The sequence below is a fragment of the Brevundimonas sp. genome, assembly GCF_051858995.1.
Classification (GTDB): domain Bacteria; phylum Pseudomonadota; class Alphaproteobacteria; order Caulobacterales; family Caulobacteraceae; genus Brevundimonas.
This window is the reverse complement of the sequence record NZ_JBHYGN010000002.1, coordinates 1-13,786: the sequence shown is the minus strand read 5'-3', so window position 1 is coordinate 13,786 and position 13,786 is coordinate 1. Positions and strand designations below refer to the sequence as shown.

The window sequence follows — 13,786 nt, the reverse complement described above, 5'->3', positions numbered from 1 at the left end:
CGTTAGGGTCCCCGACCCTTCTGATCAGGACTGTTCATGACCACCCAGACCCGCCGCCTGCGCAAGGCCGTGCTGCCCGTCGCAGGCCTCGGCACCCGCGTTCTGCCCGGCACCAAGACCACGCCCAAGGAACTGCTGAACGTCGTTGACCGGCCGATCCTGAGCTACATCGTCGAAGAGGCCCGCGAGGCCGGCATCGAGCACATCGTCTTCGTCACCGGCCGCTCGAAAGGCGCCATCGAGGACTATTTCGACCACCAGATCGAGTTGGAGGCCCAGCTGGCGGCCAAGGGCAAGACCGAGATTCTGGCGATGATGAACGCCGAACTGGCCAGCGCCGGCGAGATGAGCTTCACCCGCCAGATGCAGCCCAAGGGCCTCGGCCACGCTGTCTGGTGCGCCCGCGACATCATCGGCGACGAGCCGTTCGCGGTGATCCTGCCGGACGTGATCGTAGACGGTCAGCCGGGCGCTCTGAAACAGCTCGCCGACGTCTACGCCGAGGTCGGCGGCAACGTCATCGGCGTAGAGCAGGTGCCGGAGAGCGAGACCCACAAATACGGCATCGTCGATCCGGACGGTCGCCAGGGCAATCGCATCCATATGCGGGGCATGGTCGAGAAGCCGGCCCAGGGCACGGCTCCGTCGAACCTGTCGATCTCGGGCCGCTACATCCTGCAGCCGGAGATTTTCGACATCCTCGAGACGCAGGAACGCGGCGCGGGCGGCGAGATCCAGCTGACCGACGGCATGGCCCGGCTGATGGCCGACCAGTCGTTCACGGCGGTGGAGTATGCGGGCGTGACCCACGACTGCGGCGACAAGATCGGCCTGCTGCGCGCCAACGTCGCCTTGGCGCTGAAGCGCGCCGACCTTGGCGAAGCCGCGCGGAAGGCGATTACCGCGCTTCTCTAGCGGGCGAAGGAATACGCGAGCCGCCGTTGAGCTGGCAGGCGTAGTCCGCTTCAGGGCGGCCGGTTGACGGTCGCCCGGTCGGAACCAGGATCCCGCCGCGTTCCCGACATTTCGCCGACAGCTCGGCGGTCGTGTCTCCGAACCTGCCTGAGCGTTCACCGGTGGACGCGCAGGCGGAGAGGGTCAGGGCGGCGACGCCGGTCAAGATCAGGATGCGCATGGCTCAGTTCGCTCCGCTGGGGGCGCGGCCGGTCGCGCCGCGAATTTCACAGACATTGTCGGTCGCCGCCCGGCCCGACTGATTACCGGTCGGGGCCAGGATGCCGCCCCGCGCCCGGCAGTCGTCGGACAACCGTTGGACGTCGGAGACATAGGTGTCGGTCCCGGCCGTCGCACAGGACGACAGAGCCAGCCCCAGCAGGATCGGGGTGAAGACAATCAGGGTGCGCATGGCGTTCTCCTCTGGTCAGGACAATGTCGCGACCTGACCCCGGTTCCGCTCGACCGCCTCGACCAGACGATCAAGATCGGCGGGCGTGGACAGACGATGATCCCCATCGACGATCAGGTCCAGCGTCACATCACCGCCCTGAAGCCGTTCGGTCAGCTCGATCTGATGACGCCACGGCACGACATCGTCCTTACGCCCCTGCAGGATATGGACGGGCGCGGTGATCGGGATGACGCCATCCAGCAACAGCCAGTCCCGGGCCTCCTCGAACATACGATGGGTCAGGACATAGTCGCCCAGCCCCTCTTCGGTGATGAGGGCCTCGCCATCGCGCAGGATGGCCTGCCGTATATGGTCGGCCAGACTCGGCCACATCAGCCGCTCGGTGAAGTCCTGCGCCGGATTGACCAGCACCACTCCGGCCATCCGTTCGGGCCGGGCCACGGCGGCCAGCAGGGCCACCCAGCCGCCCATGGACGAGCCGACCGGAATGACCGGCCCCTCAATTCTGTCGATCAGGGCGACGGCGTCCTCGCGCCAGCGGCCGATGGTGGCCTGACGCCAGTCGCCCGATGAGACGCCGTGGGCGAAATGGTCGTAGCGGACGTAGTTCCAGCCCCGCTCGCGCGCGGCGGCGTCGAGCGCCAGCGCCTTGGTCCCTTCCATGTCCGAGCGGAAGCCGCCGATCCAGATGACGGTCGGACCGGTCCCTGAAACCCGCTTGAGGGCCAGGATCTCGCCGTCCGGGCGGTTCAGGCGTTCCACATCGTCCATGGCGGTTCCTCTCGCGAAAACGTTCGGGGACTGATAGCGAACCCTGACTGTTCAAGCGAAGGCCCAAAAGCGTGTCCGAACCCAAGGTCCTGTTCGTCACCTCCAACCGGATCGGCGACTGCGTCATCTCCTCGGGGGTGATCCGCGAGATCAGTCGTCAGCTTCCCGGCGCGAAAATCACCGTCGCCTGCGGTCGTCCGCCCGCCCCCTTCTTCCGCGATGCGCCCGGCGTGGAGCGGACCATCATCCTCGACAAGAAGAAGATGGCCGGACACTGGTTCGGCCTCTGGAAACAGGTGGTCGGCACGCGCTGGGACCTGGTCATCGACATTCGCGGCTCGGCCCTGTCCTACCTGATCCCGGCCAGGCGGCGGGTGGTCTACAACCGCTCGTGGGAGACCGGCCTGCGCAAGGTCGAGATGGTGTCGCGCCTGATGGGCTCGGAGACGCCGCTGCATCCGGAAATATGGCTGGACGATCAGGCCCGGCGTGAAGCCGCTGCCGTGATCGATCCGCAGCTGGCCGGCGGTGCCGGGCCCGGCCCGATTATCGCCCTGGCCCCCATCGCCCACCAGCCGGGCAAAAGCTGGCCCGCCGACCGCTGGGGCGCGCTGGTCGAGAAGCTGAGGGCCGATCCGCGCTTCGACGGCTGGCGTTTCATGCCCGTGGGCGGGCCGGGCGACCGTCCGCCCGCGACCCCGGCGCTGGAAGCGGCGGGCGAGCGCGGCATCGACTTCGTCGGCAAGGGCGACATCCTGGCCTCGGCCGCCGCCATCGACCGGGCCGATCTATTCGTCGGCAACGATTCCGGGCTGATGCACGTCTCGGCGGCTCTGGGTGGGCCGACGCTGGGCCTGTTCGGCCCGACCGAGTGGTGGCTGTACGGCCCCTGGGGCCCGAAGACCCGCACTGTGGCCTCGAACGAGACCCGTGGCCAGTTCGCCCCGATCGAGGACCTGACGGTCGAGCATGTCTACGCTGCGGTACTGGCGCTACACGCCGACTTCATCGCGGCGCCGAAGCCCGTCACGCCTTGAAAATACGGGGTTTGAGGCTCATATAGGCCCACCCGAGGGGAACGCCGCGATTTATCGCGCGCTTCGTCTTGTCAGAATAACGAACGTCTTCGACCACATAAGGAAACGACGCCCATTCGCCGTCCGATGCAAACGCCGCCCGTGAAAGACGGGCCGCCTATCAACCAGGAAATCCGCGCCACCCGCGTTCTGCTCATTGACCAGAACGGCGAAAAGCAGGGTGTGATGCCGCTGTCGGCCGCGCTGGAGGCCGCCGAGGAGGCGGGTCTGGATCTGGTCCAGATCGTCGCCAACGCCGACGCCCCGGTCTGCAAGATCCTGGATTACGGCAAGCATCGCTTCCAGGAGCAGAAGAAGAAAGCGGAGGCGCGCAAGCGCCAGAAGATCGTCGAGCTGAAAGAGATCAAGCTCCGTCCGAACATCGACACCCACGACTATGAGGTGAAGGCCAAGGCCATGCACCGCTTCTTCGACGAGGGCGACAAGGTGAAGGTCACCCTGCGCTTCCGCGGTCGTGAAATGGCGCACCCGGAACTGGGCATGAAGCTGCTCAACAAGGTCCAGGCCGACTTCGACGAAGTGGCCAAGGTCGAATACGCCCCGCGTATGGAAGGCCGCCAGATGATCATGATCCTGGCGCCGAAATAGGCGTCGGATCGATCCGATATCGAAGCGCCCCGGTCGGAGACGACCGGGGCGTTTTGCTTTAGAGGCCGAAGGTCAGAGCCTCCGAAAGACACCCCATGACGGACACCTCCGCCCTGCGTCCCCAGGCCCCCGCGCTGGCCGTGCTGTTCGCCGTGGTGTTCATCAATCTGGTTGGGTTCGGCCTGGTCGTGCCGCTGCTGCCCTTCTTCGCCCAGAGCCTGAACGCCGAGGCCTGGCAGATCACCCTGATGTTCTCGGCCTATTCGCTGGGCCAGTTCTTCGCCGAGCCGTTCTGGGGGCGCCTGTCGGACCGGATCGGACGCAAGCCGGTGCTTCTGGTCACCCTGGTCGCCAATGCCGTGGGCTATCTGGCTCTGGCCTTCGTGCCGAACATCTGGCTGGCCATCGCCATCCGCCTGTTCACCGGTCTGGGCGCGGGCAATATCTCGACGGTTCAGGGCTATGTGGCCGACGTGACCCCGCCCGAACAACGCGCCGGGCGGATGGGCCTGATCGGCGCCGCCTTCGGCCTGGGCTTCATCGTCGGGCCCGGCCTGGGCGGGCTGGTGACCCAGCCCCAGTTGGGCCACATCGGCTTCCAGCTGCCCATCTTCCTGGCCTCCGGCCTGGCCGCCCTGGCCGCCGTCGGGGTGGTGATCTTCCTGCGCGAGAGCCGCGCCAAGGCTGATCCCGCCGCGCCTCGCGCCCCCTTCCTGTCCGGCCTGCATGACGCCCGCGCCAATCCGGTCGTCTCGCGCGTCCTGATCGTGACCCTGATCTACATGGCCGGCTTCTCGGCGATGGAGAGCGTGTTCGGTTTGTGGGCCGAGGACCGCTACAGCTGGGGCGCCAGGGAAGTGGGCCTCAGCTTCATGATCGTGGGCATCGTCTCGACACTGAACCAGGGCTTCTTCGCCGGACGGCTGGCCAGGCGGTTCGGCGAGGCGCCGGTGCTGGCCACCGGCATGCTGCTGTTCGGGGCCTCGCTGGTGGCGCAGGTCGTGGCGCCGGTCGACTGGTTCCCCACCACCTCGCTGAACATCGGAAGCTGGAGCCTGCCCATCCTGCAGGGCTGGATCATTCCGATCATCATGGCGGTAGGGGCCTGCGGAATGTCGATGGCCATGCCCAATGTCTCGGCCCTGATCAGCCGTTCGACCCCGCCCGATCGGCAGGGCGCGATGCTGGGCCTGAACATGGCCTCGGGCTCCATCGCCCGTATCTTCGGCCCGATGGCGGCGGGCGCCCTGTTCTCGAGCGTCGGCCACGACTGGCCCTTCCTGATAGGCGCGGCCCTGACTGTCCCGGCGGCGATCATGGCGATCAACGCCGGGCGTGTCTGGCGCCGGACCCAGGCCGACGCGGCGACAGGAAATCCGGCCTGACGCTGGACTCACGCGCCCGCTTCGACTAGAAGCCGCGCCTTCGCGTACCGAACCGCCGGGCGAACAGGCATGCCTGGGCGGTTCTTAATCAGGGTCACCACCCGCCGGCTCAAGCAGTCGACAGGCGGTAGCCCACTCAAAATGAGAGAGTGAAAATGCCGAAGCTGAAGACGAAGTCGGGCGCCAAGAAGCGCTTCAAATTCACCGCCACGGGCAAGGTCAAGGCCGGCGTCGCCGGTAAGCGCCACCGCCTGATCAGCCACAACTCGAAGTACATCCGCCAAAACCGCGGCACTTCGGTCATGGCCGACGCCGACGCCAAGAAGATCAAGTCCTACATGCCGTACGCCTGATCGGCGCACGCAGCAGACTGATCATCCCACGCATCTGAATTTGAACTGAGCCCCTCAAGCAGCAAGCCGCCCCTCCAGGAGAGATTGGGCGGCGCGCGATAGGGGCCACCGAAAAAGAGAAACATCATGGCTCGCGTTACCCGGGGCGTTACGTCCCACGCCAAGCACAAGAAGGTTCTGAAGCAGGCCAAGGGCTTCTACGGCCGCCGCAAGAACACCATCCGCACCGCCAAGGCCGCCGTGGATCGCGCCGGCCAGTACGCCTACCGCGACCGCCGCACCAAGAAGCGCAACTTCCGCGCCCTGTGGATCCAGCGCATCAACGCCGCGGCCCGCATCGAAGGCTTCACCTACTCGCAGTTCATCCACGGTCTCGGCGAAGCCGGCATCGAACTGGACCGCAAGGTCCTGGCTGCCATGGCCGCCGACGAAACCGCCTTCAAGGCGATCGCCGACAAGGTCCGTGACGCTCTGAAGGCCGCCTAAGCCCTTCTGATCTGACCGATTGAAATACGCCCGCTCTGGTTCGTCCGGGGCGGGCGTTTTCGTCTGCGCGATCTACAGCTAGGGTCGGCGCATGATCCGCGCCCTGTTTAGCACCTTCGCCGTCCTCGCTCTCTTCGCGGCCCCCGCAATGGCCCAGCAGAGGGCCGTCGCCGTCACCTTCGACGACCTGCCCTATCAGGCGGCGGACGCCATCCTGTGCGATCCCGAAGCCTCCATGGCCCTGACCACCCGGTTCGTGGACATGCTGCGCCCGCTGGACACCAGGGCGGCCGTCTTCGTCAACGAAGGCAAGGTCTGTGAAGCGCAGCGGGCGGACCTGCTGCCGCGCATCCTGAACGTCTGGCTGGACGCGGGGCTGGAGCTGGGCAACCACACCTTCAGCCACATCAACGTGCATCGGACGACCGCCGAGGCTTGGCTGGCCGACGCCGATCAGGGCGCGGTGATCACCCGGCAGGTGCTGAAGGCGCGAGGACAGCGGCTGCACTGGTTCCGACACCCCTATCTGTTCACCGGCGACACCCCCGAGAAGAAGGCCGCCATGGCCGCCGGTCTGGCCGAGCGCGGCTATGACGTCGCCCCGGTGACCATCGACAACAACGACTGGATGTTCGCCGCCGTCTATCGACAGGCCGAGGCCGCCGGAGACGAGGCGCTGAAGACCCGCATCGGCGAGGCCTATGTGGCTCACATGACCACGGTGCTGAACCATTTCGAGCCCTACAGCGCCGAACTGACGGGCGGGCGCGAGCCGGCGCAGGTGCTGCTGCTGCACGCCAACAGTCTGAACCAGGATTGGTATCCGCAGATCCACGCCCTGTATCTGGCGCGCGGCTATCGCTTCGTGTCGCTGGGCGAGGCCCTGCAGGACCCGATCTACGCCCATGCAGACGACTATGTGCGCGCCGCCGGGATCTCGTGGCTCCATCGCTGGACCTCGACCGACGGCCGTCCGATCCGCTGGGAGCCGGAACCGCCGAAGTGGATCACGGACGCCTACGCCGCGCTGTAGGCCGAACGCGGGACGCGCGAAAGCTGCGACCCGGGGCTTAAACCACTTGAAGATTGGCCCGCGCCCGGTGACTAATCCCCCAGTGATCGAGGGGGATTACATGAAACGTCTGATGCAAGGTGCCGGTCTGGCCGCCATCCTTCTGGCCGCGACAGTCGCCGGCGGAACGGTCCCGTCCATGGCGAGCGCCCAGAACGCGTCGGCTCCAGCGCCGCTGGCGGCCTACGGAGCGCTGCCCTCCCTCGAGATGGTGACCCTGTCGCCCTCGGGCCAACGCCTCGCCTTCATCACCGTCTCCGGCGAGGAGCGCACCCTGGTCCTGCTCGACCTCGCGACCCGGGAGCAGGTCGGCGGCGCCGGCGTCGGCTCGGCCAAGGTCCGGGATATGGAATGGATCGACGAGACCCGGGTCCTGATGACCACCTCCAAGACCGAGGACATCCCGCAGTGGGGCATCGTCCGCGGCGAGTTCTTCACCAGCCAGATCTACGACACGTCACGCAACAGGATCATCGAGGTGTTGAAGGACACCCGTGGGGTCTTCCCGGTGCTGTTTAGCCCCGCCGAACTGGTCCAGGGCGCGGACCCTCAGATCCTCGTGCGCGCCTACGCCTTCGAGAACCCTGAGCGTCTGGACCTTTTCCGCATCGACCTGCGCACCGGGCGCGGATCACTGGCGGAAGTGATGGGCCGCAATGTCTCGGACTATCTTCTCGATCCCACCGGCCGGTCGGTCGCCCGCGCCGAATATGATCCGCGCTCCCAGATGTGGAGCCTGCATCTGCGGCAGGGCGGCGGCTTCCGGAAGGTCTGGGAGACCCCTGCACCGATCGACCGCCCGTCCCTGATCGGTCTTGGCATCAACGGCGACAGCGTCATCGTTGCCGCTGACCGCCCTGACCTGAGCCAGCCCGGGCGGGAAGACGCCGAATATTTCGATGTGAACCTGGCCACGGGCGCGTGGCGGCCGATCCGGTTCGAGTTCCCGGCGGACGCTCTGGTCTTCCATCCCGTGACCCACCGCCTGATCGGGGCCAGGGGCTCCACGGGCGAAGGCCGGGTCTACGGCTTCGTGGATCCGGCGGCCCGCGCGCTGGCCGACAATGTGCAACGCGCCTTCACCGGTCGATCACCGGCTCTGGTCAGCTGGAGCGACGATCTGCGCAAGGCGGTGGTGTTCACCGACACCGGCGCGGATTCCGGCTCGTACAGCATCGTCGATCTGGATGCGGGAACCGTGATCTCGGCGGGCGGCGCCTATGCGGCGGTCACCCCTGCCCAGGTCGCGCCGGTCCGCGCCATCAGCTACGCAGCCGCCGATGGCCTGGAGATCCGTGGCTTCCTGACCACCCCGCCGGGGGTGGAGAACCCGCGCGGCCTGCCGCTGGTCGTTCTGGCGCACGGCGGTCCGGCCTCGCATGACAGCCGCGGCTTCGACTGGTGGTCCCAGGCTCTGGCGTCACGAGGCTATGCGGTGCTGCAGGCCAATTTCCGGGGCTCGACCGGTTACGGCGACGCCTTCATGGAGGCCGGCTACGGCGAGTGGGGCCGCAAGATGCAGACCGACCTGTCCGACGGCGTGCGCTGGTTGACCGGTGAAGGCGTCATTGATCCGGCCAAGGTGTGCATCGTGGGCGCCAGCTACGGCGGCTACGCGGCTCTGGCGGGCGCGACGCTGGACCGGGGCGTCTATCGCTGCGCGGTGTCGGTGGCGGGCGTGTCCGACCTTCGGGCCATGGTCGATGACGAGGCCTCCCGAGGGGCCCGGCGCGAGAACGTCACCACCCGCTACTGGAACCGGTTCATGGGCGCCGAGCGGCTGGGCGACCGGTCGCTGGACGAACGTTCGCCCGCCCGCCTGGCGGCCCAGGCCGACGCTCCGATCCTGCTGATCCACGGCAAGGACGACTCAGTGGTGCCGATCGTGCAAAGCCGCCTGATGGCCGACGCCCTCCGGCGCGCCAACAAGCCCTTCGAGTTCATCGAACTGGAAGGCGAGGATCACTGGCTGTCGCGCACGGACACCCGTCAGCGGATGCTGGCCGAGACCCTGCGGTTCCTCCAGACGAATAATCCCGCGAACCAGCAGTAGCGGGCGGCATGAACAGGCGGGGCGGGGTGACGAAAGGCCCCGCGCCCGCTAGATGCTGCGGGACATGACCGATCTCGCCCAACTCGAACTCGACCTGATCAACGCCATCGGCTCGGCGGAGACCGCCGCGGCGGTCGAAGACATCCGCGTCGCCGCGCTCGGCAAGTCCGGCTCCATCTCCGGCCTGCTCAAAGGCATGGGCGCGATGAGCCCTGACGAACGCCGCGAGCAAGGCCCGAAGATCAACGGCCTGCGCGACCGCGTGCAATCCGCCCTGGCGGCCCGCAAGGCTGAGCTGGAGGCCGCCGAACTGGACGCCCGGCTGAAGGCCGAGCACGTCGATCTGACCCTGCCGCCGCGCCCGCGCCGCGCCGGCAGCGTGCACCCGACCATGCAGGTGATGGACGAGATGATCGCCATCTTCGCCGACATGGGCTTCGCGGTCGCCGAGGGTCCGGACGTCGAGGACGACTTCCACAACTTCACGGCCCTGAACTTCCCGCCCAAGCACCCGGCGCGGGAGATGCACGACACCTTCTTCCTCAAGCCCGACCCGGAAACGGGCGAGCGCAAGGTCCTGCGCACCCACACCAGCCCGGTGCAGGTGCGGACCATGATGAGCCAGAAGCCGCCGATCCGGATCATTGCGCCCGGCCGGACCTTCCGGAAGGACTCGGACGCCACCCACACCCCGATGTTCCATCAGGTCGAAGGTCTGGTGATCGACAAGGGCATCCACATGGGCCACCTGAAGTGGACCCTGGAGACCTTCGTCGCCCGGTTCTTCGAGCTGGACGGCGTCGACGCCCGCTTCCGCCCACACCACTTCCCCTTCACCGAGCCGTCGGCGGAGATGGACATCCGTTGCGACCGCTCGGGCGGCGAGCTGAAGCTGAACACCGGCGACAGCTGGATGGAGATCCTCGGCTGCGGGATGGTGCACCCCAATGTGCTACGCAACTGCGGCATCGATCCGGACGAATATCAGGGCTTCGCCTTCGGCATGGGCGTCGATCGTCTGGCGATGCTGAAGTACGGCATCTCGGACCTGCGCCCCATGTTCGAGGCCGATACCCGGTGGCTGGCCCACTACGGCTTCTCCGCCTTCGCCGCGCCGAACCCGGCCAGCGGCCTCAGCTGATTTCGATTGAAGAGACGACCATGACCGACATCCCCGTGACTCAGCCCCTCGACAGCCAGACCCGCCAGGACTGGGTCGGCCGCGACCGCTTCGAGAAGGAAGCCATCTGGCTGCCCGCCATGGCGGTCCAGCACTGGAACGCCGGCAAGATGGCCATTGAGGGCAAGACCTTCACGGACTGCCTGATCGAGGGACCGGGCGTGATCGCCGTGATGAACGGCACCACCTTCGATTCCTGCGCCATGGGCACGACCACCGACACGCGGAACCTGCTCTTCACGCCGATGGGCGAGAAGATGGCGGGCGTGATCGGCATGTCGAACTGCACCTTCGTGCGCTGCCGCTTCGCCCAGGTCGGCTACACTGGTTCGCCGGAGCTGCTGGAGCAACTGCAGGCGGGCGTGTCGAACCTGACCGACCAGATCCCCGGGACCGCTTCGTGAAGTTCACCCTCTCCTGGCTGAAGGACCATCTGGACACGGAGGCGGACGCCGCCGCCGTGGCCGAGGCCATGACCATGGCCGGCCTCGAGGTCGAGGACGTCCACGACCCGATCGCGGCCCTCGCCCCCTTCACGGTCGCCAAGATCATCTCGGCCGAGCGCCATCCCAACGCCGACCGCCTGCAGGTCTGTCAGGTCGAGACCGTCGACGGGATGAAGGAAATCGTCTGCGGCGCCCCGAACGCGCGCGCGGGCCTGACCACCATCTATGCCCCGATCGGCGCCTATGTGCCGGGCCTGGGCGTGACCCTGGTCGAGAAGCCGGTGCGCGGCGTGGTCTCGAACGGCATGCTGTGCTCGGGCGCCGAGCTGGAGCTGGCCGACGAGAGCGACGGCATTCTGGAGCTGGATGACAGCCTGAAGGTGGGCGAGCCCGCCGCGGGCGTGTTCGGCGCCGAGCCGGTCATCGACTTCGAAGTCACCCCGAACCGCCCCGACTGGCTGGGCGTGGCGGGCATCGCTCGCGACTTGGCCGCCGCCGGTCTGGGCACGCTGAAGACCCCGGCCATCGAACCGGTCGCCGGCAGCTTCGCCTCGCCGATCACGGTGCGTCTCGAGGCGCCGGAGATGTGCCCGGTCTTCGCCGGCCGAACCATTCGTGGCGTGAAGAACGGCCCGTCGCCCGAGTGGCTGAAGCGCCGCCTGGAAGCCATCGGCCTGCGCTCGATCAACCGGCTGGTCGATGTGACCAACCTGATCTCCTACGACCGCGCCCGCCCGCTGCACGTCTATGACATCGCCAAGCTGTCGGGGACCGAGATCATCGTTCGAGCCGGTCAGGTGGCCAAGGACACGGGCGAGCACGAGCATCTGATCGCGCTGGACGGCAAGACCTACACGGTCGACCCCTCGATGTGCGTCATCTCCGACGCCGCAGGCGAGCGCCCCATCGGTCTGGGTGGCGTCATGGGCGGCGAGAGCACCGGCTGTTCGGACGAGACGGTCGACGTCTTCGTCGAATGCGCCTGGTTCGACCCGATCCTGATCGCCCAGATGGGCCGCGCCCTGTCGCTGAACTCGGACGCCCAGTACCGGTTCGCGCGCGGCGTGGACACGGCCTCGCTGGTCCCCGGCATCGAACTGGCGACCAAGCTGATCCTCGATCTGTGCGGCGGCGAGCCGTCGGAGGTCGTGGTCGCCGGACAGGCTCCGGCCGTCCCGACCGCCTTCGCCTTCGACCCGGCCCGCGTTGGCGCCCTGACCGGCCTGTCGCTGAGTGAGGACCGGATCGCTGAAATCCTCACCGCCCTCGGCTTCGATGTCGAGCGCGGCGCCTCGTGGTCGGTGACCCCGCCGTCGTGGCGTCGTGACGTGGACGGCCCCGCCGATCTGGTGGAAGAGGTCGCCCGCATCGAGGGCTTCGACCAACTGCCCTCGACTCCCCTGCCCGATCAGGGCGCGCCGTCGAAGGGGGTGCTGAACCCGCGTCAGGCGCGCGTGCGTCTGGCCCGCCGGGCGCTGGCCGCCATGGGCTATGCCGAGGCCGTCACCTGGTCCTTCACCAAGCAGTCGATCGCCACCCTGTTCGGCGGCGGCGACGAAAGGCTGGTGGTCGAGAACCCCATCGCGGCCGATCTGGACTGCATGCGGCCCTCGGCCCTGCCGAACCTGATCCAGGCGGCGGCGCGCAACGCCGCGCGCGGCCACGCCGATGCGGCCCTGTTCGAAATCGGCCCGATCTATCTGGACGACCAGCCGAACGGCCAGCGCACCGTCATCGCCGGTCTGGTGGCTCCGCGTTCGGCCCGTCACTGGGGCGGTACGCCCGAGGACGCCCTGTTCGCGCTGAAGGGCGACCTGATCGCCCTGCTGGACCAGCTGGGCGCCCCGACGGCGTCGCTGCAGCTGGTGCAGGGTCAGAACCGCGACTGGTGGCATCCAGGCCGCTCGGCCCGCCTGCAGCTGGGTCCGAAGAACATCATGGTCGAGTTCGGCGCCCTGCACCCGCGCGTGCTGAAGGCGCTGGACGCCGACGCCCCGATGCTGGCCTTCGAGATCGTGCTGGACGCGGTTCCCGAGCCGCGCGGCGCCAAGTCAAAGACGCGCGGCAAGGCCGAGCTGTCCGCCCTGCAGCCCCTGACCCGCGACTTCGCCTTCGTGGTCGAGGACGCCAAGGCGGTCGGTGATCTGGTTCGCGCCGTGGCCGGGGCCGACAAGGCCCTGATCCGCGACGTCCGGGTGTTCGACGTCTATCGCGGCAAGGGCGTGGACGACGGCTTCAAGTCGGTCGCGCTGGAGGTCGAACTCCAGCCGGTCGAGGCGACGCTGACCGACGCCGAGATCGAGGCCGTCTCGACGAAGATCGTGGCGGCGGCGAGCAAGCTCGGGGCGGCGCTGAGGGCCTGACGATGGGGATCAAGCCTCGCCTCGAGACGGCTTTCGAACGCCTGCTGTTCCAGTCGCGCTGGCTGATGGCCCCCTTCTATGCGGGCCTGGCGCTGGCGCTGCTGATGCTGCTGGCGGTCTTCCTGCGCGACCTGTTCTACTACGTCCCCAAGGCCTTCATGATGGCTCCGGGGGCGGGGCTCAGCTCCAACGACGCCATCCTGGCCGTGCTGACGCTGGTGGACCTGTCGCTGGCGGGCAATCTGCTGCTGATCGTGATGTTCTCCGGCTATGAGAATTTCGTCTCCAAGCTGGATCTGGACGGCGAGGCCGACCGGCCGCCGTGGATGGGCACCGTCGACTTCTCGGGTCTGAAGATGAAGCTGATCGCCTCCATCGTGGCGATCTCGGGCATCCAGCTGCTCAAGACCTTCATGAACATCGGCAAGACCGGCTACGAGCTGAACCAGGTCGAAGCCATGTGGGGCGTCATCATCCACCTGACCTTCGTGGCCTCGGGCGTCCTGCTGGCCCTGATGGACTGGCTGACGTCGAAGACGGACAAGCATTAGCGGGCGCATCGCGCCCCCGTGGCTAGTGGCTAGTGGCTAGTGGCTAGTGGCTAGTGGCTAGTGGCTAGTGGC

The 13,786-nt window shown here is 67.5% G+C and carries 14 protein-coding genes and 1 pseudogene; 12 read left to right on the top strand and 3 right to left on the bottom strand.

The window, feature by feature from the left end; genetic code table 11:
• The first annotated feature begins 36 nt into the window (after positions 1–36).
• On the top strand, positions 37–915 hold the full coding sequence (galU, locus tag ACTIEF_RS02785) for a UTP--glucose-1-phosphate uridylyltransferase GalU (RefSeq protein WP_439470673.1): 879 nt from the start codon (positions 37–39) through the stop codon (positions 913–915).
• Here galU and ACTIEF_RS02780 read toward each other — a convergent pair.
• From ACTIEF_RS02780 to ACTIEF_RS02770, 3 genes are read right to left on the bottom strand one after another with little or no spacing between them, the layout of a single operon-like run.
• Positions 899–1,135, bottom strand: a complete 237-nt coding sequence (locus ACTIEF_RS02780) for a hypothetical protein (RefSeq protein ID WP_439470672.1) — start codon at positions 1,133–1,135, stop codon at positions 899–901. The genes galU and ACTIEF_RS02780 overlap by 17 nt on opposite strands.
• 3 nt (positions 1,136–1,138) lie before the next feature.
• Positions 1,139–1,366, bottom strand: coding sequence for a hypothetical protein (locus ACTIEF_RS02775; protein ID WP_439470671.1), 228 nt, complete (start codon positions 1,364–1,366; stop codon positions 1,139–1,141).
• A 15-nt stretch (positions 1,367–1,381) separates the two neighbouring features.
• Complete coding sequence (locus ACTIEF_RS02770) at positions 1,382–2,140, bottom strand: alpha/beta fold hydrolase (protein ID WP_439470670.1); 759 nt, start codon at positions 2,138–2,140, stop codon at positions 1,382–1,384.
• Between the two features lie 71 nt (positions 2,141–2,211).
• Between ACTIEF_RS02770 and ACTIEF_RS02765 the strand changes: the two genes are divergently transcribed.
• The 11 genes and pseudogenes from ACTIEF_RS02765 (at position 2,212) to ACTIEF_RS02715 (ending at position 13,714) form a co-directional block, all read left to right on the top strand.
• Positions 2,212–3,177 carry a glycosyltransferase family 9 protein gene (locus tag ACTIEF_RS02765; protein ID WP_439470669.1) on the top strand — a complete coding sequence of 322 codons (966 nt, stop codon included), beginning with the start codon at positions 2,212–2,214 and terminating at the stop codon, positions 3,175–3,177.
• Positions 3,178–3,303: 126 nt separating this feature from the next.
• Positions 3,304–3,825 carry a translation initiation factor IF-3 gene (gene infC / locus ACTIEF_RS02760; RefSeq protein ID WP_439470668.1) on the top strand — a complete coding sequence of 174 codons (522 nt, stop codon included), beginning with the start codon at positions 3,304–3,306 and terminating at the stop codon, positions 3,823–3,825.
• Positions 3,826–3,917: 92 nt separating this feature from the next.
• Positions 3,918–5,210, top strand: a pseudogene (locus tag ACTIEF_RS02755) (MFS transporter); the annotation flags it as partial.
• 155 nt (positions 5,211–5,365) lie between these two features.
• Positions 5,366–5,563, top strand: coding sequence for a 50S ribosomal protein L35 (gene rpmI, locus ACTIEF_RS02750; RefSeq protein WP_003166435.1), 198 nt, complete (start codon positions 5,366–5,368; stop codon positions 5,561–5,563).
• A 126-nt stretch (positions 5,564–5,689) separates the two neighbouring features.
• A complete protein-coding gene (rplT, locus tag ACTIEF_RS02745) occupies positions 5,690–6,049 on the top strand; it encodes a 50S ribosomal protein L20 (protein ID WP_439470667.1) in 360 nt (119 codons plus the stop codon).
• Positions 6,050–6,140: 91 nt separating this feature from the next.
• Positions 6,141–7,082, top strand: a complete 942-nt coding sequence (locus ACTIEF_RS02740; protein ID WP_439470666.1) for a polysaccharide deacetylase family protein — start codon at positions 6,141–6,143, stop codon at positions 7,080–7,082.
• A 100-nt stretch (positions 7,083–7,182) separates the two neighbouring features.
• Positions 7,183–9,174 carry an alpha/beta hydrolase family protein gene (locus tag ACTIEF_RS02735; protein ID WP_439470665.1) on the top strand — a complete coding sequence of 664 codons (1,992 nt, stop codon included), beginning with the start codon at positions 7,183–7,185 and terminating at the stop codon, positions 9,172–9,174.
• Positions 9,175–9,238: 64 nt separating this feature from the next.
• Positions 9,239–10,315 carry a phenylalanine--tRNA ligase subunit alpha gene (gene pheS, locus ACTIEF_RS02730; protein WP_439470664.1) on the top strand — a complete coding sequence of 359 codons (1,077 nt, stop codon included), beginning with the start codon at positions 9,239–9,241 and terminating at the stop codon, positions 10,313–10,315.
• A gap of 20 nt (positions 10,316–10,335) precedes the next feature.
• Positions 10,336–10,758: a hypothetical protein gene (locus tag ACTIEF_RS02725; protein ID WP_439470663.1), complete on the top strand. Its 423-nt coding sequence runs from the start codon at positions 10,336–10,338 to the stop codon at positions 10,756–10,758.
• Positions 10,755–13,163 carry a phenylalanine--tRNA ligase subunit beta gene (gene pheT, locus ACTIEF_RS02720; protein WP_439470662.1) on the top strand — a complete coding sequence of 803 codons (2,409 nt, stop codon included), beginning with the start codon at positions 10,755–10,757 and terminating at the stop codon, positions 13,161–13,163. Before ACTIEF_RS02725 ends, pheT begins: the two co-directional genes overlap by 4 nt.
• A 2-nt stretch (positions 13,164–13,165) precedes the next feature.
• Positions 13,166–13,714 (top strand): TIGR00645 family protein, encoded by a 549-nt coding sequence (locus ACTIEF_RS02715; protein ID WP_439470661.1) that lies wholly within the window; start codon positions 13,166–13,168, stop codon positions 13,712–13,714.
• The last annotated feature ends 72 nt before the right edge of the window (positions 13,715–13,786 follow it).

Excerpts from the sequence above, each read along its gene's own strand:
- galU (WP_439470673.1), top strand. The coding sequence starts at position 37 with ATGACCACCCAGACCCGCCGCCTGCGCAAGGCCGTGCTGCCCGTCGCA.
- ACTIEF_RS02780 (WP_439470672.1), bottom strand. The coding sequence starts at position 1,135 with ATGCGCATCCTGATCTTGACCGGCGTCGCCGCCCTGACCCTCTCCGCC.
- ACTIEF_RS02775 (WP_439470671.1), bottom strand. The coding sequence starts at position 1,366 with ATGCGCACCCTGATTGTCTTCACCCCGATCCTGCTGGGGCTGGCTCTG.
- ACTIEF_RS02770 (WP_439470670.1), bottom strand. The coding sequence starts at position 2,140 with ATGGACGATGTGGAACGCCTGAACCGCCCGGACGGCGAGATCCTGGCC.
- infC (WP_439470668.1), top strand. The coding sequence starts at position 3,304 with ATGCAAACGCCGCCCGTGAAAGACGGGCCGCCTATCAACCAGGAAATC.
- rpmI (WP_003166435.1), top strand. The coding sequence starts at position 5,366 with ATGCCGAAGCTGAAGACGAAGTCGGGCGCCAAGAAGCGCTTCAAATTC.
- rplT (WP_439470667.1), top strand. The coding sequence starts at position 5,690 with ATGGCTCGCGTTACCCGGGGCGTTACGTCCCACGCCAAGCACAAGAAG.
- ACTIEF_RS02740 (WP_439470666.1), top strand. The coding sequence starts at position 6,141 with ATGATCCGCGCCCTGTTTAGCACCTTCGCCGTCCTCGCTCTCTTCGCG.
- ACTIEF_RS02735 (WP_439470665.1), top strand. The coding sequence starts at position 7,183 with ATGAAACGTCTGATGCAAGGTGCCGGTCTGGCCGCCATCCTTCTGGCC.
- pheS (WP_439470664.1), top strand. The coding sequence starts at position 9,239 with ATGACCGATCTCGCCCAACTCGAACTCGACCTGATCAACGCCATCGGC.
- ACTIEF_RS02725 (WP_439470663.1), top strand. The coding sequence starts at position 10,336 with ATGACCGACATCCCCGTGACTCAGCCCCTCGACAGCCAGACCCGCCAG.
- ACTIEF_RS02715 (WP_439470661.1), top strand. The coding sequence starts at position 13,166 with ATGGGGATCAAGCCTCGCCTCGAGACGGCTTTCGAACGCCTGCTGTTC.